This window comes from Acidocella aromatica, assembly GCF_014201825.1.
In the GTDB taxonomy this organism is placed as follows: domain Bacteria; phylum Pseudomonadota; class Alphaproteobacteria; order Acetobacterales; family Acetobacteraceae; genus Acidocella; species Acidocella aromatica.
In genome coordinates this window covers 46,127-68,369 of record NZ_JACHFJ010000010.1, presented here as the reverse complement: position 1 = coordinate 68,369, position 22,243 = coordinate 46,127, and the positions used below count along the sequence as shown (strand labels likewise).

Genomic DNA, 22,243 nt, shown 5'->3' with positions numbered 1-22,243 from the left:
GTGTAAGCAGGGCGGGCTTTTTGTTGCCGGCTATTCCGCCGGGGTAAAATTCATCGCCACGCCGTTGATGCAGTAGCGCAGATAGGTGGGGGGCGGGCCGTCCTCGAACACATGGCCAAGATGCCCGCCGCAGCGGCTGCAATGCACCTCGGTGCGGAGCATGCCGTGGCTGCGGTCCACAGTGGTGGCAAGCGCGCCTTCAACCGGGTCGTTGAAGCTCGGCCAGCCGGTACCGCTCTCGAATTTAGTGTTGGAAACGAACAGCACTTGGCCGCAGCCGGCGCAGGAGAATCGGCCTGGGCGCTTCTCGTGGTTGAGCGCGCAACTGCCGGGCCGTTCCGTGGCATGGCCGCGCAGCACCGCATATTGCTCGGGCGTTAAGCGCGTGCGCCATTCGCTATCGGTAAGTGTAAAGGGAAATCCCTGACCGGCTTGCGGCTGCATATAAATCTCCTAGGCATGTCTGGCGCTTCAATGCGCCACGGGCATCAATATATGTATGCCAGTGGCGCGCACTCAATTCTTGCCGGAGATATCTTCCCGGGGCCGGTCCGCCCGGGGCGGAGGTCAGACGGTAGCGGAGTCGCCGTTACGGGCGGCGGACTGGCCCAGGGCGCGCCAGCGTTCCAGGGTCGCCTCGCGAGCCGGCTTGCCGTCGCGCAAAGACGCGGCGATCAGGCGGTCGATCACGGCGTTGCGAAGTTCGGCTTCGATCTTCAGCATATTGGCAGGCATCGTCAGGCTCCGTTAGTCTTTTAAATCTTGGACCGTTTGTCCATGTCCGGCACATTCCACTGTAACAAAGGCACGAATAAGGCGGAGTGCGGTAATGATTGTGACAAGTTAACCAAATTAATCATGCGCCGTAGCATTAAATTTGCCGGATTCCCCCGGTGCCCCCCTGACAACGCCGTTACTGTTTGTTATTGGCGAGGCACGACCTTGGCCTTCCGGAGTTGCATGGCGCAGCGGGCAAACTTTCGATTTCTGACCCTGGCTGGCGGGCTCCTCGCACTGGCTGGTTGTGCAACTTCGACTCCTCAGCTGGCCGATTCCGGCCTCTCGATTCCTTCCTCCGTGAAAGGGCTTGTCGGCTCCACGCCGCAGGTGTTGAACGCCGATTTCGGCCAGCCTGTGCTGCGCCGTGTGGATGGTTCCGCTCAGGTCTGGCTCTACCATTCTCCGGTCTGCGGGTTGGATGTGTTTCTCTACCCCGATGCGAGCGGCACCCCCCGTGTTTCCGCCGCTGTGCCGGATAACGGCGACCCCGTGAGCTGCATGCAGAGCCTTGCCGCCCGTGGCCTGACCGCCGCGGCTCTGGAGCGTCCGGCCGCGTCCTGATAGCCTCATGCCAAACGGCTTGAGGATGCTATGAAATCTCTGAAAATCGCGGTGCAGATGGACCCTCTGCACAGCATCGACATCACCGGGGACTCCACCTTCGCCCTGATGCTGGAGGCCCAGTCGCGCGGCCATCAGCTCTGGCATTACGAGGTGCCGCATATGTGGCTGGACGGCGCGCGCCTGAAAGCCCGGGTGAAGCCGGTGACGGTGCAGGCCGTGCATGGCGCGCATTACACCTTCGGCGAAGAAACGCTGATCGAGCTCGCCGACATGGATGTGGTGCTGATGCGCCAGGACCCGCCCTTCGACATGGCCTACATCACCGCCACCCATATGCTGGAGCATATCCACCCCAAGACGCTGGTGGTGAACAACCCGGTGGCTGTGCGCAACGCGCCGGAAAAGCTGCTGGTGATGCATTTCCCCGAGTTGATGCCGCCCACCCTCGTCACCTGGGACCGCGAGTCCATCCGCGCCTTCCGCGCCGAGCATAAGGACATCATCGTCAAGCCGCTCTTCGGCAATGGCGGCATCGGCGTGTTCCGCATCAAGCCGGACGACGAGAATCTCGGCTCACTGCTGGACATGTTCTTCGCCGCCTCGCGCGAGCCGCTGATGGTGCAGCGCTACGAGGCCGCCGTGCGCCAGGGGGACAAGCGCATCATTCTCATCGACGGCGAGCCGCTCGGCGCGATCAACCGCGTCCCCGCCGAGGGCGATTCACGCTCCAACATGCATGCGGGCGGCACGCCGGAGCCGACGAAGCTGACCGAGCGCGAGCACGAAATCTGCGCCGCCATCGGTCCGACGCTGAAGGCCCAGGGGCTGCTGTTCACGGGCATCGACGTGATCGGCGGCTATCTCACCGAGATCAACGTCACCTCGCCCACTGGGCTGCAGCAGATCGCGCGGTTCGACAATCTCAACCTCGCCGCCGCTATTTGGGAGCGGATCGAGGTGCTGCGCGCCGGTTAAACCAGCAGCTCGATCAGGAACGGGCCGGGGCGGGCGACGCTCGCCGTCAGCAGCTCGCCGAGCTGTTCCAGCGTCTCGGCCCGCGCCGCTTCCACGCCCATTCCGCCCGCGAGTTGGACCCAGTCCAGCGATGGATTAGTCAGGTCCATCATGTCCAGCGCCGTGCGGCCGGGGTTGGCACCCACGCCCGCCAGCTCGCCGAGCAATATCGCGTATTTGCGGTTGGAGATGATGATGGTGGTCACATCCAGCCTCTCTCGCGCCTGGGTCCATAGCCCGGAGAGGCTGTACATGGCCGAGCCATCCGCCTGCAAAGCGATGACCCGCCGCCCCGGCGCGCCCACCGCCGCGCCCACGGCCAGGGGGATGCCTTCGCCAATGGCACCGCCAACCAGCATCAGCCAATCATGCGGCGGGGCAGCGCGGGTGCCGGGGTAGAAGCCGCGCCCGAAGGAGATGGCTTCGTCGATGATGATCGACTGCTCGGGCATCACGGCGGCGAGGGTCTGCGCCACGCCCTCGGGGGTGACTTTCCCTTGCGGGCATTCCGGGCGCGGGCCGGGATCGGCGGGTGGAACCTCGGGCGCGCCTAGAAGCTGCGCAAGCACCGCCAGCGCGGTCGCGCCATCCTGCTCCGGGGTGCTGAGGATGAAGATCTCGCAGCCCTCGGGCTGGAGTTCTCCGCGCTTGCCCGGATAGGCGAAGAAGGACACCGGCGGCGGGGTGTTGACGAGAATGAGCTGCTCCACCCCGGTAAAGGCGGCGTGCCCCTGGTCGATGGGGTAGGGTACGCGCTCCACCGGCACCCGCCCGCGCCCGCGCGCCAGCCTTGCGGGGGAGCGTTCGGCCAGCAGCTTGGCGCCAGTCTGGCGGGTGATACTCCAGGCCATGCGCATCGGCACCTCGCCGAGCGCCTGCCCGCCGACCAGCAGCATGGTCGGCTTGCCGTTGCGCAGCAGCGCCGCCGCTTGTTCGATGCTTTCTTCCGCCACCGCTTCCGGCCCGTCATGGGCCAGGGGGGCAACCACCACGCCGCCGTCTTCCCAGGCCGTGTCGGCGGGCAGGATCAGCGTGGCGACTCGCCCGGGAAAGCCGCGCGCGGCGGCGATGGCGGCGGCGGTGTCCGCTCCCACCGTGGCGGCAGAGGTGGCGCGGTGGATGAAGGCGCTTACCGGGGTCGCGATGCCCTCGACATCCGAGGTCAGCGGCGCATCCAGCGGGCGGTGATATGTCGCTTGGTCGCCGACGATGTTGACGACGCCCGAGCGTGCGCGGCGCGCATTGTGCAGGTTGGCCACGCCGTTCGCGAGACCCGGGCCGCAGTGCAGCAGCGTGGCGGCGGGCTTGCCGGTCATGCGGTAATAGGCGTCCGCCGCACCAGTCACGATAGTTTCATCGAGGCATAAAATGCAACGAATCCCGGGGATCCGGTCGAGCGCCGCGACGAAATGCATCTCGCTGGTGCCTGGATTGGCGAAAACCGTATCGATTCCGGCTTGCAGCAGGGTGTGGACGAGACTCTCGGCGCCATTCATTTTTTTGTGGTCCTGAAAGGGGTTAGCGGCGGCGTCATCGGATTTGCTTATGCCTTTATGTTTCAGTGTCCGCACGGCGTTTCCTCATTCGCCGTTGCGGCCAGCATGGCGCAACTCCCCTTCCGCCGCCAGTCACAAATCCTTTGTGGCGCACGTGCTCGCTGCACCGCAGTGCAGATTCTTGTTTCAATTATCCGGTTGGGGCTGTACTTTACGTCAGGATAGCCCAGATTGGCTGTCCGTTGAGGGAAGGTCGCCATGATGTACAGAATGCATCGGCAAATAGGAATTACCGCGATGCTGACGAGCATTGCGCTTCTTACCGGTTGCAGTCAGGAGAAGGCTGCCTCGCTGGCGCCGCAGCAAGTGGGCGGCGCTTCGGCGTTGGTCGAGCATTTCTCGCTGGATACCCCGGTGGAGAAGATCGCCGCCAACCCGAATGGCAAGGCAGTGCTGGCGCGCGACATGCCGGGGCTGATGTCCAGCCCGAGCTATATGCTGTTCTCGGATATGAGCCTCTCGCAGATCGCCTCTCTTTCCGGCGGGCGTCTGAGCAAGACCAAGCTCGACCAGGTTGAGGCCGACCTCGCGCAGATGCCGATCAACTCGCGCCTTGCGCAGTAATCCGGCGCCTGGAAGGGCTGGGTAAATAAAAGGGGGCCGTTTGGCCCCCTTTTCGTTTTCAGGCCTCGGAGGAGGAAGAGGAGATCGGGCTGTCGCCCAGCATCTCAATCCGGCCGGTGATCTGCCCACCATCTTCCACCTGCAGGCGGCGGCAGCGCGCGGTGCCCAGCACGCGGCCGCTGCCACGCACGATCAGCGTCTGCCGGGCGATGATGGTGCCGTCGATGGTGCCGGCAACCTCGGCCTCGTCCACCTCGACCTCACCTTTGAAAATGCCACCTTGGGCGATGGAGAGTTCGGCCAGCCCGTTGATGGTGTTGGCCTCCACAGTGCCCTCCACGACCAAGCGCTCGGCATCCTGCACGGTGCCCTGCACGCTGATGCCGCGGCCCACCACCAGGGTGCGGCGCTCGGCGGGCTCGCGCGTGGCGTGGCCGCTCATCGTGGCCGGGCGGGATACGGGCTGGGGCGCGGCGGGCGCTGCCGGGGTGGTGGGAATGGGGGGCGGCGCGAAGGGTGAGCGGGCCATGGCAGGCTCCTTGAAGTAAGGGGGAACATAGGCGCTGGCGGCCACGGTTTCATCCGTGGTGGCGGGCGTGGTGGTTTCAGCCTGCGTGGTGGTCATGGCCGGAGTAGTGGTCACGGCCGGTTTGGGCTCTTCGGTCTTGCGCTTGTTGAACACGAACACTCCAGGGCTCTTCCGTATCATTCCCAAGGCGCGTAGCACGGACCATCGGCGCCTCACAACCTGAACTTCCCCGCGCGGATTTGCGGTAAAGCCATGTTGGATGCTAACGCCGCGAGGCAGCAAACCCTTGGGAGACAGGCTAAAATGTCCGCCACGCGCTTCGATATCACCGGCATTGGCAATGCCATCGTCGATTACCTGCTCCCCACGAATGACGATTTTTTAAATCGGCACGACATGCCCAAGGGCGCGATGTCGCTGATCGACGCGGATACCGCGACGAAGCTCACCGCCGCGATGGCGGGCGGGGTCACGGCTTCGGGCGGCTCGGTGGCCAATTCCTGCGCCGTGGCGGCGGCACTTGGCGCGCGCGCGGCGTTCCTTGGCAAGGTCGGAGCGGATGAAATGGGCGAGGTGTTCCGCCGCGAGATCGGCGCCCATGGCGTGCATTACGCCACCCCGCCGCTCACCGCCGCCATCCCCACCGCGCGCTGCCTCATCCTCGTGACCCCCGATGGCCAGCGCACGATGAACACCTATCTGGGCGCTGGCGGCGAGTTCGCGCTGCACGACCTCGACGAGACGGTGATCGCCGCCTCCGCCGTCACCTATCTCGAGGGCTACCTGTTCGACCCCCCGGCGGCCCAGACGGCCTTTACCGAAGCGGCGAAGATGGCCCGCGCGGCGGGGCGGCAGACCGCGCTCTCCCTCTCCGATGCGTTCTGCGTGGACCGTCACCGCGACGGCTTCCGCCGCCTGATCGCCGAGGGCGTGGACATCCTCTTCGCCAACGAGGCCGAGGTGTGCAGCCTGTACCAAAGCTCCGACTTCGCCGTTGCCGCCTACCAGGCGGCGCAAGACGTGAAGCTCGCCGTGCTGACGCGGAGCGAGAACGGCAGCCTGATCATTCGTGGCGGCGAGCGTGCGATTATACCCGCCGTGCCGGTGCAGGTGGTGGACACCACAGGCGCGGGCGATGCCTATGCCGCCGGGTTCCTGGCCGCCTATACGCGTGGCGCCAGCTTGGCAGATGCCGGGGCGCTGGGCGCGAAGGCGGCGGCGCTGGCCATCTCGCGCATGGGCGCGCGGCCGCCCGCCGAAGAGCTGAAGGCGCTCGTGTGATGTGGGGCTATATCCTCGTCGGTGTGGCCGGGTTTCTGGCGGGTGCCCAGAACGCCATTGCCGGGGGTGGCTCCTTCCTTACCTTTCCGGCCCTGCTCTTCGCGGGGTTGGACCCACGCGCGGCCAATATCAACTCCACCATCGCGCTGTTCCCGTCGCAGGTGACGATGGGCTGGGCTGGGCGCGGCATGGCTGGCGGAGCCGCCGGGCTCTCGCTGCGCACGTTGTTCATCGTCAGCGTCATTGGCGGGGCCATCGGCGCGGTGCTGCTGCTGGAAACGCCGGTCAGCATTTTCACCCATCTGGTGCCATGGCTGATCATGTTCGCCACGGTGGTGTTCGTATGGGGCAATTTCTTCGCCAAGAAGCGTGAGGAAGGCGCGCCACCAGCTTTGCCAGCACCCGTTGCCATCGCCATCCAGTTCGTCATCGCCGTGTATGGCGGCTATTTTGGCGGCGGTATCGGCATCCTCATGCTGGCGGCGCTCACGGCGGCGGGGCTTGCCGTGCGCAATGCTGGGGCCACCAAGAATGTGCTCTCCGGGGTGATGAATGTCGCCGCCGTGGTCATTTTCGTCGCGCGTGGGCATATCGACTGGGGGCTGGTGCTGGACCAGGGTGTTACCGCTATCGCGGGCGGTTATCTTGGCGTCGCCATCCTGCGCCGCGCGCCGATGAATGTGCTGCGCATCGCCGTGGCCTGCATCGGCACGGCGCTTACGGTGGGAATGTTCCTGCGCCAGTAAACCCGAACGGCGCGAGCAGGGCGGGGGACAAAACCTCGCCGGTAAAAAAAGCCGTGCCCGCGTTCTGGTTTTTGCCGGGGGTTAGGTCGCCGGTGACGCGCAACGTGTGCCGCGCCACGGGCAAAGCCGGGTCGAACCAGGAGATGTCCGGCCGCAGGGTCAGGAATTCAGGCTGCAGGAAGGTATAATGCGTGCAGCCCAGGGCGATGGCGTCGATATGCTGGCCACCCTCCTGCCGGAACAGCGGCGCGATGGCCGCCTCCACATCCACCGCCTCGCCCCGGAATTTGCGCTCCGCCAACTCGGCCAAAGCCGGAGTGCCCAGCGAGAGCACGTTGCAGCCCGGCGCGAAGGCTTCGATCAGCCCGCTTAAATAGGGCCTGCGCACAGTGGCGGCGGTGGCGAGCACGCCGATGGTCTTGCTGGTACTGGCGGCGGCGGCGGGTTTCACCGGCGGCACGCAGCCGATGATGGGTAGGCTGTACGCCGCGCGCAAAGCAGGCAGGGCGATGGTGCTGGCGGTATTGCAGGCCACCACCACGGCTTGGGGCGAGAAGGCGGCAATGGCCTTGCCGATCACCTCGACGATATGCGGCAGCAGCACCTCGTCCGGTTTTTCGCCATAGGGGAAGAAGCCGTTATCGGCGAGGTAGATCAGCCCCTGCGCCGGTTCCAGGCGCCGCAATTCCCGCGCCACGCCGAGCCCGCCGATACCGGAATCGAAAACCAGGAACGCCATTACAGATCGTCAGGCGAGGCGAAGGTCACGTCGCGGTGGACATGGATGGATTGCAGCACGCCAAAGCCGAGCATCACGGCGGTAAGCGCCGAGCCACCATAGGAGATGAGCGGGATGGGAACGCCGCCCACGGGGATGAGGCCCATCACCATGGAGAGGTTGACGAAGCAGTACAGGAAGAAATTGGTGCCGATGCCCAGCGCCACCAGCCGCCCATAGGCGTGCGAGCAGGTAACGGCGGTGTAGAGCGCCAGCGCCACGATGGAAAACAGCAGCCCCAGCACCGCAAGGCTTCCGAGATAGCCGAACTCCTCGGCGATGATGGTGAAGACAAAATCCGTCTGCTTCTCGGGTAGGAAGTTGAGCTGGTTCTGCGTGCCGTGCAGATAGCCCTGGCCGAAGAATCCACCCGAGCCCAGCGCGATCTTGCTCTGAATGATGTTGTACCCCGCCCCCAGCGGGTCCGCGCCGGGGTTGAGGAAGGTGTCGATGCGGGCTTTTTGGTAGTCGTGCAGATGGTGGTACAGCACCGGGGCGGAGACCGCGATGATGGCGACGATGATGGCGAACCACCACCAGCGCACTCCGGCCCCCAGCATCACCATCGCCCCGATGGTGCCGGTGATCACCGCCGTGCCGAGATTCGGCTCCTTCAGAATCAGCCCGACGGGGATGAGCACCGCCAGGGCCATGGGGGCCACGTAGAGCAGGCTGCCGGTTTGCTCCGGCGTGGCGCGCTGGAAATAGGAGGCCAGCGCCATGGCCAGGAAGAGCTTCATCAGTTCGCTCGGCTGGATCTCGATCGGCCCGAGATCGATCCAGCGCTTGGCCCCCAGCCCGGTATGCCCCGCCAGCATCACCACCACCAGCAGCAATATGCCAACGCCATAGGCCGGCCAGGAGAGCTTGGCGATGAACCGGATATCCACCATGGCGATGCCGAGCATCATCACCAGCATGCCGAAGAAGCGGATGATCTGGCTCTGCGCGTAAGGTTGCGGGCTACCCCCCGCGGCGGAGTACAGCGCCGTGTACCCCACGCCCGCGAGCAGGCAGACGCAGAGCACGAACAGCCAGTTCACGCGCGCGAGCTTGCGCACCACGCCGAAGGAGCGGTCGCGGAAGGGGCGGCGCAAGGCGAGGCTGTTATCCAGCATCATGTGTTGTTCACCGGCAGTGCGGGGGTGGTGGATTGCAGCGGCTGGGTCAGCGGCGTGTCGCGCCCGGATGGGTCGTGCTGGATGGCGTAAGTCATCATCGCCTGGGCGATGGGCGCGGCGGCCTGCGCGCCGAAATTTCCATGCTCCACCACCACGGCGATGGCGTAACGCGGGTTGTCATACGGCGCGAAGCCAATGAACAGCGCGTTCGGGCGCTGCTCCCAGGCCATGGTCATGTCGTTGAAGTTCTTCTGCTTCTCGGCGGCGCTGTTGTTGTGCACCTGGGCGGTGCCGGTCTTGCCTGCCATCTGCGCGTTGGGCAGTTGCAGGCGCGAGGCATAGGCCGTGCCTCGCGGCGTGTTCACCACGTCGAACATCGCCTGGCGGATGGTGGCGAGATCCCGGTCGTCCACGTTCAGGGCTGGCCAGTCGGTGGGGGCGGCGCCGGTTTGCAGCACCCCGCCCACGCGGCGGGTGATATGCGGCCCCACGGCGGTGCCGGTGGCGATGCGCGCCATCATGGTGGCCAGCGCCAGCGGGGTGAGCTGGGTGTAGCCCTGGCCGATGCCTTGCACCACGGTATTGCCCTGGGCCCAATGGATGTTCTTGGACCGCGCCCATTCCAGCGTGGGCACGAGGCCGGGGGAGACATGCGGCAGATCGGCCCCGAGATCCGTGCCCAGACCGAGCGTTGCCGCCATGTCGGCGATTTTGTCGATGCCGGCCATCAGCGCGACCTGATAGAAGAACACGTCGCAGCTCACGGTGAGCGCCTGGGTCACGTTGATGGAGCCGTGGGCGACGTGGTTGTCGCACCAGAACACATGGTTGCCGAGAGTGAAGGAGCCAGGGCAGGTGAGGATGGTGTCGGCGCTCAACAGGCCCGCCTTCATCGCCGCCAGCGCCACGGTGGGCTTGAAGGTGGAGCCGGGGGCAAACAGGCCGGAGGTCGCCTTGTTCTGCAACGGGTGCTTGGCATCGGCCATCCAGCCCGCCCAGGTGGCGGAGGGCACGCCCCTGTCGAACAGCGCGGGGTCGAAGGCCGGGGTGCTGGCCATGGCCAGGATCTCGCCATTGGTGGCGTCCAGCATCACCACCGCCCCGGCATTGCCGGCCAAGCCCTGCACGGCGAGGTTCTGTAAACCAGCATCCAGGCCGAGCGTTACCGTCTGGCCTGGCGTGCCGTTGTCATGCGCCACCTCGCGCACCACCTCGCCATGCACGTTGGTTTCCGTCTGCACGAAGCCGGGGGCGCCGCGCAGCGGGCCGTCCTGCGCGTCCTCGGCCCCGGTGCGGCCCACGCGCATTCCGGGCAAAGAAAGTACCGGGTCGGTTTTGGCCTCGTTCTGGTTCGGGCGGCCGACATAGCCGACCACATGCGCCGCCGTGGGCCCCAGCGGGTAGATGCGCGAGGCTCCGGCCTCGACCACGATCCCCGGCAAATTGGGGGTGTTCACCTCTATCGCCGCCATGTCCGGCCAGTCCAGCCAGTCCTTCAGCAGCACCGGGATATAGCCGGGGCGGTCCTGGAGATCCTGGGTTATGCGGGCCTTCTCATCGTCCGAGAGCGGGACCAGCTTGTAGAAATTCTCCAGCACCGCCTGCGGCTCCGGGGCTAAGGCCTGCATGAACAGTGCGCGCCAGTGCTGTTGGTTCCCGGCCAGGATGGTGCCGAACCGGTCCGTGATCAGCCCGCGCTCGGGCGCGACCAGCCGCTCGGAGATGGAGTTTTGCTCGGCCAGCAGGGCGTATTTGCCGTGCTGCGTGACCTGCAGGTTGTATAGCTTGCCCGCGATGCCCGCGAACACCGCGCCCTGTCCCGCGCCGATGAGCAGCGCGCGGCGGCTGAAGGCCGAGCGGTCCTTGGCGGCGCGCCTCATGCCAGCTCCACGGCGGCGGCGGTGCGGTGAGCGCGGATCAGCAGCCTTGCCAGCAGCGGATACAGCCCGGCGGCGAACAGACTCTCCCACAGCACGGGTGTTGCGGGCAGCAGGCGCAGCTCCAGCAGCGATTGCGCGGCCCAGGCCAGCCCGGCGGCGATGATGGCGAAGCCGGTAAAGGCCCCCCAGGTGACGATGAACCGTGCCGGGGCCAAGCGCCGCCGCGCCGCGATGGTGGCGAGTTGCAGCAGCAGCAGGATCACGGCCCAGAGCCCGAGCGGCGAGAGGCCGAGCAGGTCCAGCAGTACGCCGCACAGGGCCACGAGCGGGGTGGGCAGTGAGGCCGGGCGGTAAAGCGACCAGAAATACACGCAGGCCATGGCATAGACCGGGCGCAGCGCCGCCTGATTGGGCAGGCCGAACGGCATGCCGATGACGATGAGCCCCAGCACCAGCATGAAGCCGGGGAACGCCCAGCGGGACGCGGTATCGAGCCGCCGCCATAACGTGAGCGGGCGGCGCAGGGCGGGGCCTTGCACCATGGGTCAGTGTTTCCGCGAATGCGCTTTCGCGGCAGGTTTGGAGTCAGGCTTGGTGTGTGGGATCGGCGTCAGCTCGGGCAGATTGTCCGGGTAGCTGAACAGCCGCAGCAGGCGCAGCGCGTCGAGGCTGGCGAGCGGCAGCACCACCGGGTTGTTCTGCGCATCGTAATGCACGACGCCCACCGGCAGGCCGGGCGGAAACGCCCCGCCTTGCGCGGAGGTAAGGACCATCGCGCCCTCGGCGGGGGGCTGGCCCGGCGCCCAATAGAGCAGCGATGGGTCGGGCCCGTTATTGCCCGCCATCAGCGCCGGAGCGCCGCTGGCCCCGAGCGCCACGGGTATGCGGCTATTGATGTCGGTGATGAGCAACACGCGGGCCGAGCGTTCGCCCGCCTCCACCACACGCCCGGCGACGCCGCGGCCATCCATGGCCACCGCGCCCACCAGGCTTTGTGTGTTGCCGTCCGCGGGCGGCACCAGCACCAGCACCGAGCGCGCATATACCCCGCCCAGATCCGCCGCCACCTCGCCGGTGGAGAATTGCGGCGTGGGCGAGGGCACGTAGTTCAGCGACGCCTTCAGCGCGTTGTTTTGGGCCTGTAGCGCCATCGCCACCTCCTGCCATTGCAGCAGCTCGGCGTTCTGCTCGCGCAGCTGCGCGTTCTCCTGGCTCAGCGCGAAGAGATGGCCGATGGCGCCCGTGCCGTGCTCGGCGGCCTGAATCGGGCCGGAAACGGCGTGGTAAAGCGGGGCCAGCAGATCGTCGATCCCGGCGCGCACGCGGTCGGAGACATTGGGGTCCGCGCGGCCGATCAACACCGTGCCGAGCGAGGCGGCCAGCATGAGCGGGAAGCTGAGGCGGGACAATGCCTGACGGAACGGGACCGATAATCTGATCACCGGAAGAGCATCTCCAAAACCTGAAAGATTAGGGCCACGCAGATACAGCGAAACCACCGCCACGCCCAGCCCGGAATCGTGAGATTCAGGCTTTCACCTTGAGAATTATTTGATAATCCGGGTGTTAGACGGGCGCTTCCCGCGCGCCGAAAATCGCGGTGCCGACACGGATATGCGTGGCCCCGGCGGCGATGGCCGCCTCGTAATCCGCGGACATGCCCATCGAGCGCACGGCCAGTCCGTGTTCGTCTGCCATGGCGGCGAGGCGCTTGAAGTAGGGCAGCGGGTCCACCTCCACGGGCGGGATGCACATCAGCCCGGTCAGCTTCTCCTTGAAACGCGCGCGCATGGCGCGGATGAAGGCATCGGCCTCGGCGGTCGGCACGCCGGATTTCTGCGGCTCGTCGCCGATATTCACCTGCACCAGCAACTCGGGCAGGCGGCCCTCGGCTTGGGCGGCGTGCTCGATGGCATCGGCCAGCTTCACCCGGTCCAGGCTGTCGATACTGTCGGCCAGGCGCACGGCCTGGGCGGCCTTGTTGGTCTGCAATCCGCCGATGAGGTGCAGCTTGGCGCCGGGGAGGGGGAATTTCTCCTCCGCCTCCTGCACCCGGTTCTCGCCGAACACGGTTTGCCCGGCGGCCATGGCGGCCAGCACGGCGTCCTTGGGGTGGGTTTTGCTCACCGCGATCAGCGTGATCTCCGCCGGGTCCCGCCCGGCCTTGCGGGCGGCGGCGGCGATATGGGCGCGCACGGTTCCAAGATTGGCGGCAATCGCGCTAGGGTCGGTCATGGATTCACGGTTAATCGCCTGGGCCCGCTCGGTAAAGCGCCACGAGCTGCCGCCGCTGTGGTTTTTCACCGACTCCCTCCGCGCCCCGGACCCGCTGGCCGTGATCGCGCGGTTGCCACCGGGGCTGTGCGGCGTGGTGTTCCGGCATGACGACGCACCCAGCCGCCTGACCTTGGGCAAACAGGTGGCAAGGCTGTGCCGCGCGCGGCGGCTGGCACTGGTGGTGGCGGGTGATCCCCGGCTGGCGGCGGCTTTGGGGGCGGGGCTGCATCTGCGCGGTGGGCGCCAAACCGGGTGGATCAGGCCGCCGGGACTCCGCACCGCCTCCGTCCACAATGCCGTCCAGGCCGTGCGTGCCCGCCGGGCGGGAGTGGACGCCGTTTTCATCTCTCCCGTTTTTTTAACGGCGAGCCATCCGGGGGCTGAAGTGCTCGGCAGCCGTGGCTGGCACCGTTTAGCTTGTTTGGTTCGTCCGATAACTCCATTTGCATTGGGGGGAATTAATGGCGCCACGATCCGTGCCCTGGGGCGTTCCTGTGCCGGTGCGGGGGCAATCGAGGCCTTGTTTTCCGTAACGCCTCAAGCTGCGGAAAACGGTGTGCCAAAGGTTATTCATAAGCCTATATAAGAAGTATTGTGACAATTTGATGAATCGTCACAATATTGTCATAGTTATAGGTAGGCCGCCAATTTTCGTGCGGCAGATTTCATACTAATGAAATATAGTTGTGGCGTGTTTGCCACACCTCCTGCGGTTTTCTGAAGAATTCTTAAACCTGCATTGCTTGCGTGGAAGGATGCGGTTTTAAGGCGGGCGAACGCTTGGGGCGTATGCCTGGGTGCTCTGAGTTCTGGGGGCCGGAAGGCTCTTACACCACCAATTCTACCGGCATTGCTGGTAAAAAAGGAGATGAAGTTTATGCGCAAAATCCTTCTGGCCACTGCGGCCTCGATGGGCACGCTGCTCGCCGCGGCCGGGAATGCGAACGCCCAGCCGGTGAAGCCTGTCGCTCCCGGCACCATCCTTGTTCACCTGAACGGCTATTTCCAGGCCGGTATGAACGAATTCGGTTCCACCTTTAACAACTATGGTGGCAGCAAGCTGAACCCCGTGACCGGCAACGGCGAATTCCGCCTCTATCCGGGGTTCGACGCGATGACCGTTAACGGTATCGCCTACGGTGTGCAGGTTGAGACGCGTACCGCCTTCACCCCCGCGAATAAGGGTGTCAACAACAACGTCGGCAGCCTGTATGTCCGCCGCGCTTATGGCTATATTGGCATGCCGGATTACGGCTATGTCCGCATCGGCCAGACCGATGGCGCCTTCACCCTGTCGCAGGTCGGCGTGATCGAGCAGTTCGGTGACGGCAACCAGTTCGCCGGTCCCGATACCGTGCCGTACTATGTGATCCCGACCCGCGCGCAGGTGGGTGAGTTCGCCTATGCCGACCAGGGCGCGCTTTATGGCACCAACAAGGTCGTGCTGATCTCCCCGGCCTTCGACGAGCCTTATCTGGGCGGCAAGTTCAGCATGATGGCGTCTTATGAGCCGAACAGCAACGGTCTGAAGCAGGGCTATGGCAGCTATTGCGGCGGCGGCACTGCTGGGTATGCAACCTGTGCTGGCCTGACCTCCTATAGCGGCACCTTCGCCGGCACCAATCTGGCTGTCGAGCGCCGCAACACGTTCGACGTCTCCGCTTCGTATGCGGTGTCGCTGGATGGCTTTGCCAACAAGATCTCCGTTTCGTACCTGCAGGGCGCTCCGGTTAATTATACCGGCGGTGCTTACACCAGCAGCACGGCTGGCTACTTCCTCAACGAACTGCAGGTCATGCAGGTTGGCGTGCAGACCACCTATAAGGGCCTGTTCCTCGATAGCGACGCCGTCACCCTCGGCGCCAACGTGAAATGGGGCCAGACCCTGGATGGTTACGCGGCGAAGCCGATCGGCGCGCGTAACGCTCTGACCTACATCGTCGGCGGCAACTATGTGGTTGGTCCGTATGTGCTCGGTGCCAGCTTCTTCGATGCCCAGACCGCCGGTAACTACAACCCGACCATGGCTGGCAAGGAAGCCCGCACCCTGTCCGAATACGGTCTGGCCGTTGGTGGCAACTATGTGATCGGCCGTGATCTGAGCCTGTACCTGCAGTACATGTACGCTCACTCCCACCAGCCGGGTAACACCAACCTGCTGAACGGCAACACGCAGCTGCACATGGTGAGCGCCGGCGGCACCTTTAAGTGGTAACCGCCTGACCAATTGGTTGCATTGCGGAAGAGGGTGGCGGGAAACCGCCACCCTTTTTCATGCCTGCCGCCGCGCGGCCCTTGGCGGAACTTGGCGCCAAGGCTAAAGAACTTGCAGTTTTAGGGTTTTGGAGAGCTGATTTGCGGATCTTAACAAAAATGACCGTGCCCGCCGGGTTGCTGATGGGAACTCTGGCGCTGACCGCATGCAGCGGCGTTAAGACCAGCCAGCCCAGCTATTACAACCCCGAAACCAGCGGCCTGCCCCCGGGGCAGACCGGCGAGGGCGCCTCTCTCTTCACCTTCGGCAAGGGGGGCAGTGTCTCGGGCGGTGGAGGCGGCGCTAGCCAGATTCAGGTGAACGCTTATCTCTGGCGCGCCACGCTCAACACCCTCGCCTTCATGCCGCTGGTCTCGGCCGATCCGTTCGGCGGCGTCATCATCACCGACTGGTATACGCCGCCAGCCTCGCCGGGTGAGCGTTTCAAGGTCAACGCTTATATCATGAGCCGCCAGCTCACGGCCGATGCCGTGCAGGTGAGCGTGTTCCACCAGGTGAACCAGGGCGGCCAGTGGGTGGACAGCCCGGCGGACCCCTCGGTCGCCAGCGGGCTTGAGGACCGCATCCTCGCCCAGGCGGCCGACCTGCAGGCCGCCGACAAGAACTCCAAGTAATCCGCGAAGGGCCGGGGGCATCAAGCTCCCGGCCTTTTTGTTTGCCCCTTATACGGCGGGCCAGAGCCAGGCCGCCCCGCGCACGCCCGAGGAGTCGCCATATTTGGCGCGGACGATGTTGGGGCGGAACGCATCCGAGAACACGTAAGGGCGCATCAGCTCGGGCAGCACCTCATAGAGATGCGGCAGGTTCGAGAGCCCGCCGCCGAGCACGATGGCATCCGGGTCCAGCACATTGGTGATACTCGCCAGCCCACGGGCGAGGCGCTCGGCGTGGATCTCCAGCGCGGCCTTGGCCTTGGCCTCACCCGCTTCGGCGCGGGCGGGGATGGAGGTGGCGTCCCGCGCGCCGGGTCCGTCGCACTCAAAGGCCAGGGCCGGTCCCGCCACATAGAGCTCCAGGCAGCCCACCTGCCCGCACCAGCAGCGGCGCAGCGGCATTTCATCTGGGCGCGGCCAGGGCAGGGGGGTATGGCCGAACTCCCCGGCCACGCGGTGCCGCCCTTCCAGCAGCTTGCCATCCACCACAATGCCGCCGCCGCAGCCCGTGCCGATGATCAGCCCGAACACGATGCCGCCCCCGGCCGCCACGCCGTCCGTGGCCTCGGAGAGGGTGAAGCAATTGGCATCGTTGGCCACGCGCACCTCGCGCCCCAGCAGCGCGCCGAAATCCTTGTCGAACGGATGGCCGTTCAGCGCGTTGGAATTGGCGTTCTTCACCAGCCCGGTGGCGGGCGAGATGCAGCCCGGTATGCCCACCCCCACGGTGGCGCGCACCCCGGCCTCGGCCTCGGCCTCGCGCACCAATCCGGCCATCATCTCCAGGGCTGCGCCGTAGCCCGGGGGGGTTGGCGCGCGGCGGCGCAGCAGCTCCTGGCCTTGCGGGTCCAGCAGGAGGATTTCGGTTTTCGTGCCGCCTAGGTCGATGCCAATACGATAGGTCATGCCCGCCTTGTCGGCTGAATTCACGCCTTGCTCAAGCCCGAATCCGGGCGCATGTTTGTTGTCATGGGTGAACGTCTAATAGATGCGCAATATCAAAAATCGCCGATCCCCGTGCTCCGCGCCGCCAAGGCGCTGCGCGGGATGGAGCCGGGCGAAAAACTCCGGGTGCTGGCCACCGACCCCGGCGCGGTCGCCGATTTTCGTGACTACTGCCTAGCCTCCGGCCATGCCCTGATCGCCGCCAGCGAGAGCCGCGGCGTGTTCAGTTTTTCCGTGAAACGGGGTGAGACGCCATGAGCGTCGCCCTCTTCACCCACCCCTCCGCCCTGGCGCATGATACCGGGTTGGACCACCCCGAATGCGCCAATCGTATCCGTGTTGTACTGCGCGCGCTGGAGGCGCCGGAATTCGCCCCCCTGCTGCGCGAGGTCGCCCCCCAGGCCACCACCGCCCAACTCAGGGCAGTGCATGACGCCGATTATGTGAGCGCGATCTTCGCCATGCCCAAAGACCGGGACACGGTGATCGATGGTGACACGGTATTCGGCCCCGGCACGTTGGAGGCCGCACTGCGCTCCGCCGGCGGCGCGTGCGCGGCAGTGGATGCGGTGTTTGAAGGTTGGGCCGAGGCGGGGTTCGTCGCCATGCGCCCGCCCGGCCACCATGCCGAGCATGACCGCGCCATGGGCTTCTGCTTCTTCAACAACGCCGCCGTGGCTGCGCTGCACGCACGGGCGCGCTGGGGGATCACGCGCGTCGCCGTGGTGGATTTCGACGTGCATCACGGCAACGGCACCCAGCATATGTTCGGCCAGGATGCAGGGCTGTTCTACGCCTCCACCCATCAAGCGGCGATCTTCCCCGGCACCGGCCAGCCCACGGAGCGGGGCGTCGCCAACAACATCATCAACGTGCCGCTGCCCCAGGGCTCCACGGGCGAGGTGTTCCGTGGCGCGTGGGAGACGCAGATCATCCCGCGTCTCTCGGCCTTCGCACCGGAGCTGCTGATCATCTCCGCCGGGTTCGACGCCCATGCCGCCGACCCGATGGCCCAGCTGCGCCTGCGCGAGGCGGATTTCACCTGGATCACCCAGGCGCTGCTGGAGGTGGCCGATGCCAGCTGCCCGAAGCGCGTGGTCTCGCTGCTGGAGGGTGGCTACGACCTTACCGCCCTGGCGCAAAGCACGGCTGCGCATGTGCGCGCGCTGATGCGGTTGTGATTTTGCCGCCGCCCTTGTACGTGAGGGAGCATGACGCAGAACGCTGATATTGCCGCAATGTCGTTCGAGGAAGCCCTGGCCGCGCTGGAAGCGATCGTGCGAGGGTTGGAATCCGGCCAGCAGAAGCTGGAGGATGCCATCTCCGCCTATGAGCGCGGCGCGGCGCTGAAGAAGCATTGCGAGGAAAAGCTGGCGCAGGCCGAGGCGCGCGTGCAGGCCATCGTGGCCCGTGCCGACGGTTCGCTGACCCTGAAGAACGAGGACTGATTTTCATGGCGCATAAGCAGCATACCGACGCCCTGGCCGCAGCCATGGCCGAAACCGCCCGTCTGGTGGAGGCGCAGCTCGACGCGCTACTCCCCGTGCCGGAAACCGCCGAGGCGAAGCTGATCGAGGCGATGCGCTATGGTGTGCTGAATGGCGGCAAGCGCCTGCGCGCCTTCCTGGTGATGGAAGTCGCCAGTCTGTTCGCGGTGAACAAGACCTGTGCGGCCCGCGTGGCGGCGGCGGTGGAGATGCTCCACGCCTACTCGCTGGTGCATGACGATCTGCCCGCGATGGACGATGACGATCTGCGCCGTGGCCAGCCGAGTTGCCACAAGAAATACGACGAGGCGACCGCCATCCTGGCCGGAGACGCGTTGCAGACCCGCGCCTTCGAGGTGCTGGCCGAGCCCGATACCCATGATGACGCGGAAGCGCGTTGCGAGCTGGTGCTGGCCCTGGCGGCGGCGAGCGGCATGCGCGGCATGGTCGGTGGGCAGATGATCGATATGGAGTCCGAGGGCAAGCAGCTCACCGGGGCCGAGATCACCCGTCTCCAGGCGCTGAAAACCGGCCGTTTGATCCAGTTTGCCGCAGAGGCCGGGGCCATTCTGGGTCGCGCCAGCTCCGCGCAGCGCCATTTCATAGCCGCTTATGGCCGCGAGCTGGGCGGCGCGTTCCAGATCTATGACGACGTTCTGGACGAGATCGCCGATGCCGCGACGCTGGGCAAGACCGCAGGCAAGGATCTTGCCCAGGGCAAGGCCACCATGGTCTCCATCCTCGGCCTGGAGCGCGCCAAGGCGCAGGCCGAGCTGATGGCCGAACAGGCCGCCGGGCATCTGGAGAGCTTCGGCGAGAAGGCCGACCTGCTGAAAGCCCTGGCCCGCTTCACGGTCAGCCGCAAAAGTTAGCATTTTTTGTCGGAGCTCTGTTGGGGGCGGCCAAGCGTGCGTGGAGAAGGTCCAGTCCCGCGCGCCCGTAAATTTTCCGCCGTACCAATTTGAGTTTTGTAATCTGACCTTCGGTCTGTCCGTTTGAGCATGGTTCGGTTATGGCCGCCATGACCGCTGTAAGATCGCGTGTGATCCTTCTAGCGAACGAGGCAAGTAAGCCCAGCCGGTGAAACCCGGTGAAACGACGTGCGGCGCATCCAAGTTCTCCTCCGGTCAGGATGCGAGCTCTACACTGTTTGCACCGAGTTTAAGGCAGGTCCTCGCTTCCGTACCGATGCACAGACTAAGAGATTACAGTTGGCAGAACTGTAAAGGCGCCACGGGCGGAGGTTTCCGAAAGTCGGTTTAGTCACCCGCATCTCGAGCGTGGATAGAGATTTATCAGTGCCCCCTGAGAAATGCACAGGCCGTTTCAGGTTCAGGCCGATACAAGCACGGGCAGTTGCAGCCGGGCCAGAATATCCTCCGCCACCCCTCCTAGAGCTTTCTTCCATAACCGCAGATGCCCGCAAGCGCCGGCCACGAGCAGATCGGCCTCATCGCTTTTTGCCTGCGCCTGCAAAGCGTCGCCGATGGGCATGTGGCCAGTCTCCATCAGCCGCATTTCTACATTGTCGCAATGAAGGCGCAGATGATTCACCATCGTCGTCACAGGCAGCGCGCCGTGGAGTTCAAGTTCCGCGGGATTTATTGTCATGACGGAAGTCATCTGCGCCCGCTCGATCAAAGACAGCGCATCGGAAAGCGCCCGCGCCGCCGTACGGCTTGCATCCCAGCCGATTGCGATCCTGTTGCCAAGATGTTCGCCATTATAATCCACAGGCACGATGATCACCGGCCGTCCCGATGTAAAAAGCAGCGTCTCGGCAAGCGCATAATCATCATCGATATTTTTGGATTTTTGTGGATAGCCACCCACAATCGTCAAATCCGCGCAACGTGCGTGCTGTATCACGATCTGCGGGACATTTGCTCCCTTGACACAGTACCACTCCGCCTTCAACGCGTAGCTGTCCCGCACCTCCGCGAAGGCATCTTTAAGATGTGCTGCAACCCCATCGTGCTGAGACGCGATGCTAGCCTCCAGATCAGCATACTCGGCGGCAGGCAGAAGTCCGAGTTCCGCGGTGCGCAGACTATGTTGTTGCGCATCAGAATCGTGCATCACATACAGCACGGCAAGGCGCGCCTGGTGCCGCCGCGCCAGATCGGCCGCCAAGCGCATACGAACCAATCCGCCCGGCGAGTCGTCAAGATAAACCAATATATCCCTTAAAGCCATTTCTGTCCCCGCAACATTTCCAGCCTCATGCACATCTTTATTGACGGATGATGCTCATGTTCTTGACGCGCCGTTTGTCGGCGCCTTGTTCTCTTCTTGTGCTTGCCCATCCGCTTGGCTGGCATTGGAGTTTAGCGACGACGAGGCCAAGCCCGTCGACATAGCCTGCGTGGCCGAGGGCATGTCGCGTGTTGACCAACCACCTCCCAAAGCTCGAATTAATTCAACCGCGGCCTGAAGTTGCCGCGTCTTCACATCCACAGCGCCAACCTCAGCGGTCAGCGCCGACTCCTGGCTGACCACCACGTCAAGATAATCGCTCAGCCCCCCTGTATAAAGCTTCAACGATAGACTCTGGGCCTCATTCGCCGCGCTGAGAGCCTGTTGCTCCTGGGCGGCCTCCGTTTGCAGCAGGCTGGTGAGAGAGAGTGCATCCTCCACCTCCTGGAATGCTGATAATATCGTTGCGCGATATTGGTCGCGCGTCTCCGCATAGGCCGACCAAGCCCTTTGCAATTCCGCATGGCGCAAGCCGCCTTCAAACAGCGGCATGGTAATCGAAGCGCCGACAGACCAAAGGCTGTTGGCCAAGGTAAGAAGATTGATGCCATTATCTTGGAAACCCGCGATGGCATTGATCGCGCCATTTGGATAGAACGCGGCGCGTGAAACGCCGATCGAACTATTCGCAGCCGCCATTTTACGTTCCGCGTCTGCAATATCTGGGCGCCGCTGCAACATGTCGACCGGCAATTCGGCTGGAATCTGCGGTACCGTCAAATTCGCGTCTGCTTCCGGCGGCAGTACGAAGGAACTCGCAGGAACACCAACGAGGTCGGCAATCGCGTTCTGCAGCTTGGCCCGCTTCTCTTGGACATTTGTCTCCAAAACCTCAGTCGCCGCCAGCTGATTTTGCGACCTAGCGACATCGAGCCCCGAAGCTATATTATCGGAAAATCTCATCTGCGTGATATTGACGGCCGTCGTATAGTATCCAATCGCATTTTGGTAGACCGCTTGCTCGGCATCCAATCCACGCAATGCTATATATTCACTAGCAAGTTCAGCTTGCAGGCTGAGTTGTGCCGAGGCGAGAAATGCAGCGCTACCCTGCGCCAATTGCCGCTGCGCCTTGGCATGGTTGCGGATCTCATCCCAGAAATCCGGCTCCCAGGAAGCGGTCGCATCGATCACATTCGAACTTTCGATGTTGTTCGTATATTTGTTTCCCCGGAACAGCCTGTTGAACGACTGTTTGTTGTCCGAAAATGATCCACCTACCCCGATGCTCGGAAACAGGCCCGCCTCAGCCTCCCTCGCAATATCCCGCGCCTGCTGATACTGCGCTGCGATAGATTGGATATTCGGGTTATTCTTGGCTGCCTCGTCTTCCAACTGGTCGAGAACGGGGTCGTTGAAACGACGCCACCAGTCACCACGGGGAAGACTATCATCCGGTGTCGCAACAGAAAATGCCGCGGAGCCGCGATAGCTGGATGGTAATATGAATTGGGGGGGATGATAGGCCGGCGCGAGATCGCAGCCGGAAAGCAACCCGCAGGCCAATACAAGGCAAGGTCTGGCTAGACGCATCGAG

The 22,243-nt window shown here is 64.5% G+C and carries 25 protein-coding genes and 1 pseudogene; 12 read left to right on the top strand and 14 right to left on the bottom strand.

What is annotated here, in order from left to right:
• Nucleotides 1-30: 30 nt before the first annotated feature.
• Nucleotides 31-444 carry a peptide-methionine (R)-S-oxide reductase MsrB gene (gene msrB, locus HNP71_RS10695; protein WP_183266907.1) on the bottom strand — a complete coding sequence of 138 codons (414 nt, stop codon included), beginning with the start codon at nucleotides 442-444 and terminating at the stop codon, nucleotides 31-33.
• A 123-nt stretch (nucleotides 445-567) separates the two neighbouring features.
• Entirely contained in the window at nucleotides 568-735 is a 168-nt protein-coding gene (locus HNP71_RS10690) for a hypothetical protein (RefSeq protein ID WP_183266906.1), read from the bottom strand.
• Between the two features lie 225 nt (nucleotides 736-960).
• Here HNP71_RS10690 and HNP71_RS10685 point away from each other — a divergent pair, with 225 nt between their 5' ends.
• Together HNP71_RS10685 and gshB are read left to right on the top strand one after the other, a co-directional pair.
• The gene (locus tag HNP71_RS10685; RefSeq protein ID WP_183266905.1) at nucleotides 961-1,341 is read left to right on the top strand and encodes a hypothetical protein; all 381 of its coding nucleotides are present in this window, start codon (nucleotides 961-963) and stop codon (nucleotides 1,339-1,341) included.
• Between the two features lie 30 nt (nucleotides 1,342-1,371).
• The gene (gshB, locus tag HNP71_RS10680) at nucleotides 1,372-2,319 is read left to right on the top strand and encodes a glutathione synthase (RefSeq protein WP_183266904.1); all 948 of its coding nucleotides are present in this window, start codon (nucleotides 1,372-1,374) and stop codon (nucleotides 2,317-2,319) included.
• On the opposite strand, the gene HNP71_RS10675 is transcribed toward gshB, so the two are convergent.
• Entirely contained in the window at nucleotides 2,316-3,854 is a 1,539-nt protein-coding gene (locus HNP71_RS10675) for an acetolactate synthase large subunit (protein WP_183266903.1), read from the bottom strand. The genes gshB and HNP71_RS10675 overlap by 4 nt on opposite strands.
• Before the next feature lie 297 nt (nucleotides 3,855-4,151).
• On the opposite strand from HNP71_RS10675, the gene HNP71_RS10670 reads away from it, so the two are divergent.
• Nucleotides 4,152-4,478: a hypothetical protein gene (locus HNP71_RS10670; RefSeq protein ID WP_183266902.1), complete on the top strand. Its 327-nt coding sequence runs from the start codon at nucleotides 4,152-4,154 to the stop codon at nucleotides 4,476-4,478.
• 58 nt (nucleotides 4,479-4,536) lie between these two features.
• On the opposite strand, the gene HNP71_RS10665 is transcribed toward HNP71_RS10670, so the two are convergent.
• Entirely contained in the window at nucleotides 4,537-5,166 is a 630-nt protein-coding gene (locus tag HNP71_RS10665; RefSeq protein ID WP_343062388.1) for a bactofilin family protein, read from the bottom strand.
• Nucleotides 5,167-5,310: 144 nt separating this feature from the next.
• Between HNP71_RS10665 and HNP71_RS10660 the strand changes: the two genes are divergently transcribed.
• Together HNP71_RS10660 and HNP71_RS10655 are read left to right on the top strand one after the other, a co-directional pair.
• Nucleotides 5,311-6,288 carry an adenosine kinase gene (locus HNP71_RS10660; RefSeq protein ID WP_183266901.1) on the top strand — a complete coding sequence of 326 codons (978 nt, stop codon included), beginning with the start codon at nucleotides 5,311-5,313 and terminating at the stop codon, nucleotides 6,286-6,288.
• Nucleotides 6,288-7,034 carry a sulfite exporter TauE/SafE family protein gene (locus tag HNP71_RS10655; protein ID WP_183266900.1) on the top strand — a complete coding sequence of 249 codons (747 nt, stop codon included), beginning with the start codon at nucleotides 6,288-6,290 and terminating at the stop codon, nucleotides 7,032-7,034. The genes HNP71_RS10660 and HNP71_RS10655 overlap by 1 nt, the downstream gene beginning before the upstream one ends.
• Here HNP71_RS10655 and murI read toward each other — a convergent pair.
• From murI to HNP71_RS10625, 6 genes are all read right to left on the bottom strand, one after another.
• Entirely contained in the window at nucleotides 7,006-7,773 is a 768-nt protein-coding gene (murI, locus tag HNP71_RS10650) for a glutamate racemase (protein ID WP_183266899.1), read from the bottom strand. The genes HNP71_RS10655 and murI overlap by 29 nt on opposite strands.
• On the bottom strand, nucleotides 7,773-8,933 hold the full coding sequence (gene rodA, locus HNP71_RS10645; protein WP_183266898.1) for a rod shape-determining protein RodA: 1,161 nt from the start codon (nucleotides 8,931-8,933) through the stop codon (nucleotides 7,773-7,775). Before rodA ends, murI begins: the two co-directional genes overlap by 1 nt.
• Nucleotides 8,930-10,813: a penicillin-binding protein 2 gene (gene mrdA, locus HNP71_RS10640; protein WP_183266897.1), complete on the bottom strand. Its 1,884-nt coding sequence runs from the start codon at nucleotides 10,811-10,813 to the stop codon at nucleotides 8,930-8,932. The genes rodA and mrdA overlap by 4 nt, the downstream gene beginning before the upstream one ends.
• Entirely contained in the window at nucleotides 10,810-11,355 is a 546-nt protein-coding gene (gene mreD / locus HNP71_RS10635; protein ID WP_183266896.1) for a rod shape-determining protein MreD, read from the bottom strand. Before mreD ends, mrdA begins: the two co-directional genes overlap by 4 nt.
• A gap of 3 nt (nucleotides 11,356-11,358) precedes the next feature.
• Nucleotides 11,359-12,255, bottom strand: a complete 897-nt coding sequence (gene mreC / locus HNP71_RS10630) for a rod shape-determining protein MreC (protein WP_183266895.1) — start codon at nucleotides 12,253-12,255, stop codon at nucleotides 11,359-11,361.
• 124 nt (nucleotides 12,256-12,379) lie between these two features.
• Nucleotides 12,380-13,048, bottom strand: a complete 669-nt coding sequence (locus HNP71_RS10625; protein ID WP_183266894.1) for a YggS family pyridoxal phosphate-dependent enzyme — start codon at nucleotides 13,046-13,048, stop codon at nucleotides 12,380-12,382.
• On the opposite strand from HNP71_RS10625, the gene HNP71_RS10620 reads away from it, so the two are divergent.
• The 3 genes from HNP71_RS10620 to HNP71_RS10610 all read left to right on the top strand — a co-directional run bounded on the left by HNP71_RS10620 (nucleotide 13,047) and on the right by HNP71_RS10610 (nucleotide 15,979).
• On the top strand, nucleotides 13,047-13,676 hold the full coding sequence (locus HNP71_RS10620) for a thiamine phosphate synthase (RefSeq protein WP_183266893.1): 630 nt from the start codon (nucleotides 13,047-13,049) through the stop codon (nucleotides 13,674-13,676). The genes HNP71_RS10625 and HNP71_RS10620 overlap by 2 nt on opposite strands.
• 291 nt (nucleotides 13,677-13,967) lie before the next feature.
• Nucleotides 13,968-15,305: a porin gene (locus HNP71_RS10615; RefSeq protein ID WP_183266892.1), complete on the top strand. Its 1,338-nt coding sequence runs from the start codon at nucleotides 13,968-13,970 to the stop codon at nucleotides 15,303-15,305.
• A 158-nt stretch (nucleotides 15,306-15,463) separates the two neighbouring features.
• Nucleotides 15,464-15,979: a DUF3576 domain-containing protein gene (locus HNP71_RS10610; protein WP_183266891.1), complete on the top strand. Its 516-nt coding sequence runs from the start codon at nucleotides 15,464-15,466 to the stop codon at nucleotides 15,977-15,979.
• A 48-nt stretch (nucleotides 15,980-16,027) separates the two neighbouring features.
• Here the strand turns inward: HNP71_RS10610 and HNP71_RS10605 are convergent, their stop codons facing one another.
• The gene (locus HNP71_RS10605; RefSeq protein ID WP_183266890.1) at nucleotides 16,028-16,924 is read right to left on the bottom strand and encodes an ROK family protein; all 897 of its coding nucleotides are present in this window, start codon (nucleotides 16,922-16,924) and stop codon (nucleotides 16,028-16,030) included.
• 27 nt (nucleotides 16,925-16,951) lie between these two features.
• Here HNP71_RS10605 and HNP71_RS10600 point away from each other — a divergent pair, with 27 nt between their 5' ends.
• Genes HNP71_RS10600 through HNP71_RS10585 form a run of 4 tightly spaced genes read left to right on the top strand, consistent with a single transcriptional unit; the run spans nucleotide 16,952 to nucleotide 19,322 of the window.
• On the top strand, nucleotides 16,952-17,221 hold the full coding sequence (locus tag HNP71_RS10600) for a sulfurtransferase TusA family protein (RefSeq protein WP_343062387.1): 270 nt from the start codon (nucleotides 16,952-16,954) through the stop codon (nucleotides 17,219-17,221).
• Nucleotides 17,218-18,144, top strand: coding sequence for a histone deacetylase family protein (locus tag HNP71_RS10595; RefSeq protein WP_183266889.1), 927 nt, complete (start codon nucleotides 17,218-17,220; stop codon nucleotides 18,142-18,144). The genes HNP71_RS10600 and HNP71_RS10595 overlap by 4 nt, the downstream gene beginning before the upstream one ends.
• 30 nt (nucleotides 18,145-18,174) lie before the next feature.
• Nucleotides 18,175-18,411 (top strand): exodeoxyribonuclease VII small subunit, encoded by a 237-nt coding sequence (locus HNP71_RS10590; protein ID WP_183266888.1) that lies wholly within the window; start codon nucleotides 18,175-18,177, stop codon nucleotides 18,409-18,411.
• A 5-nt stretch (nucleotides 18,412-18,416) separates the two neighbouring features.
• The gene (locus tag HNP71_RS10585) at nucleotides 18,417-19,322 is read left to right on the top strand and encodes a polyprenyl synthetase family protein (RefSeq protein WP_246344182.1); all 906 of its coding nucleotides are present in this window, start codon (nucleotides 18,417-18,419) and stop codon (nucleotides 19,320-19,322) included.
• Here HNP71_RS10585 and HNP71_RS10580 read toward each other — a convergent pair.
• The 3 genes and pseudogenes from HNP71_RS10580 to HNP71_RS10570 form a co-directional block, all read right to left on the bottom strand.
• Nucleotides 19,306-19,521 (bottom strand): annotated as a pseudogene (locus HNP71_RS10580) (hypothetical protein); the annotation flags it as partial. The gene HNP71_RS10585 and the pseudogene HNP71_RS10580 overlap by 17 nt on opposite strands.
• 261 nt (nucleotides 19,522-19,782) lie before the next feature.
• Nucleotides 19,783-20,646, bottom strand: coding sequence for a universal stress protein (locus HNP71_RS10575; protein ID WP_183266887.1), 864 nt, complete (start codon nucleotides 20,644-20,646; stop codon nucleotides 19,783-19,785).
• A 54-nt stretch (nucleotides 20,647-20,700) separates the two neighbouring features.
• A complete protein-coding gene (locus HNP71_RS10570; protein WP_246344187.1) occupies nucleotides 20,701-22,239 on the bottom strand; it encodes an efflux transporter outer membrane subunit in 1,539 nt (512 codons plus the stop codon).
• Nucleotides 22,240-22,243 lie beyond the last annotated feature (4 nt).

Bases quoted from the DNA above. Each gene is read 5' to 3' on its own strand.
- msrB (WP_183266907.1), bottom strand. From the start codon at position 444: ATGCAGCCGCAAGCCGGTCAGGGATTTCCCTTTACACTTACCGATAGC.
- HNP71_RS10690 (WP_183266906.1), bottom strand. From the start codon at position 735: ATGCCTGCCAATATGCTGAAGATCGAAGCCGAACTTCGCAACGCCGTG.
- HNP71_RS10685 (WP_183266905.1), top strand. From the start codon at position 961: ATGGCGCAGCGGGCAAACTTTCGATTTCTGACCCTGGCTGGCGGGCTC.
- gshB (WP_183266904.1), top strand. From the start codon at position 1,372: ATGAAATCTCTGAAAATCGCGGTGCAGATGGACCCTCTGCACAGCATC.
- HNP71_RS10675 (WP_183266903.1), bottom strand. From the start codon at position 3,854: ATGAATGGCGCCGAGAGTCTCGTCCACACCCTGCTGCAAGCCGGAATC.
- HNP71_RS10670 (WP_183266902.1), top strand. From the start codon at position 4,152: ATGCTGACGAGCATTGCGCTTCTTACCGGTTGCAGTCAGGAGAAGGCT.
- HNP71_RS10660 (WP_183266901.1), top strand. From the start codon at position 5,311: ATGTCCGCCACGCGCTTCGATATCACCGGCATTGGCAATGCCATCGTC.
- HNP71_RS10655 (WP_183266900.1), top strand. From the start codon at position 6,288: ATGTGGGGCTATATCCTCGTCGGTGTGGCCGGGTTTCTGGCGGGTGCC.
- murI (WP_183266899.1), bottom strand. From the start codon at position 7,773: ATGGCGTTCCTGGTTTTCGATTCCGGTATCGGCGGGCTCGGCGTGGCG.
- rodA (WP_183266898.1), bottom strand. From the start codon at position 8,933: ATGATGCTGGATAACAGCCTCGCCTTGCGCCGCCCCTTCCGCGACCGC.
- mrdA (WP_183266897.1), bottom strand. From the start codon at position 10,813: ATGAGGCGCGCCGCCAAGGACCGCTCGGCCTTCAGCCGCCGCGCGCTG.
- mreD (WP_183266896.1), bottom strand. From the start codon at position 11,355: ATGGTGCAAGGCCCCGCCCTGCGCCGCCCGCTCACGTTATGGCGGCGG.
- HNP71_RS10620 (WP_183266893.1), top strand. From the start codon at position 13,047: ATGGATTCACGGTTAATCGCCTGGGCCCGCTCGGTAAAGCGCCACGAG.
- HNP71_RS10625 (WP_183266894.1), bottom strand. From the start codon at position 13,048: ATGACCGACCCTAGCGCGATTGCCGCCAATCTTGGAACCGTGCGCGCC.
- HNP71_RS10615 (WP_183266892.1), top strand. From the start codon at position 13,968: ATGCGCAAAATCCTTCTGGCCACTGCGGCCTCGATGGGCACGCTGCTC.
- HNP71_RS10610 (WP_183266891.1), top strand. From the start codon at position 15,464: ATGACCGTGCCCGCCGGGTTGCTGATGGGAACTCTGGCGCTGACCGCA.
- HNP71_RS10605 (WP_183266890.1), bottom strand. From the start codon at position 16,924: ATGACCTATCGTATTGGCATCGACCTAGGCGGCACGAAAACCGAAATC.
- HNP71_RS10595 (WP_183266889.1), top strand. From the start codon at position 17,218: ATGAGCGTCGCCCTCTTCACCCACCCCTCCGCCCTGGCGCATGATACC.
- HNP71_RS10590 (WP_183266888.1), top strand. From the start codon at position 18,175: ATGACGCAGAACGCTGATATTGCCGCAATGTCGTTCGAGGAAGCCCTG.
- HNP71_RS10585 (WP_246344182.1), top strand. From the start codon at position 18,417: ATGGCGCATAAGCAGCATACCGACGCCCTGGCCGCAGCCATGGCCGAA.
- HNP71_RS10575 (WP_183266887.1), bottom strand. From the start codon at position 20,646: ATGGCTTTAAGGGATATATTGGTTTATCTTGACGACTCGCCGGGCGGA.
- HNP71_RS10570 (WP_246344187.1), bottom strand. From the start codon at position 22,239: ATGCGTCTAGCCAGACCTTGCCTTGTATTGGCCTGCGGGTTGCTTTCC.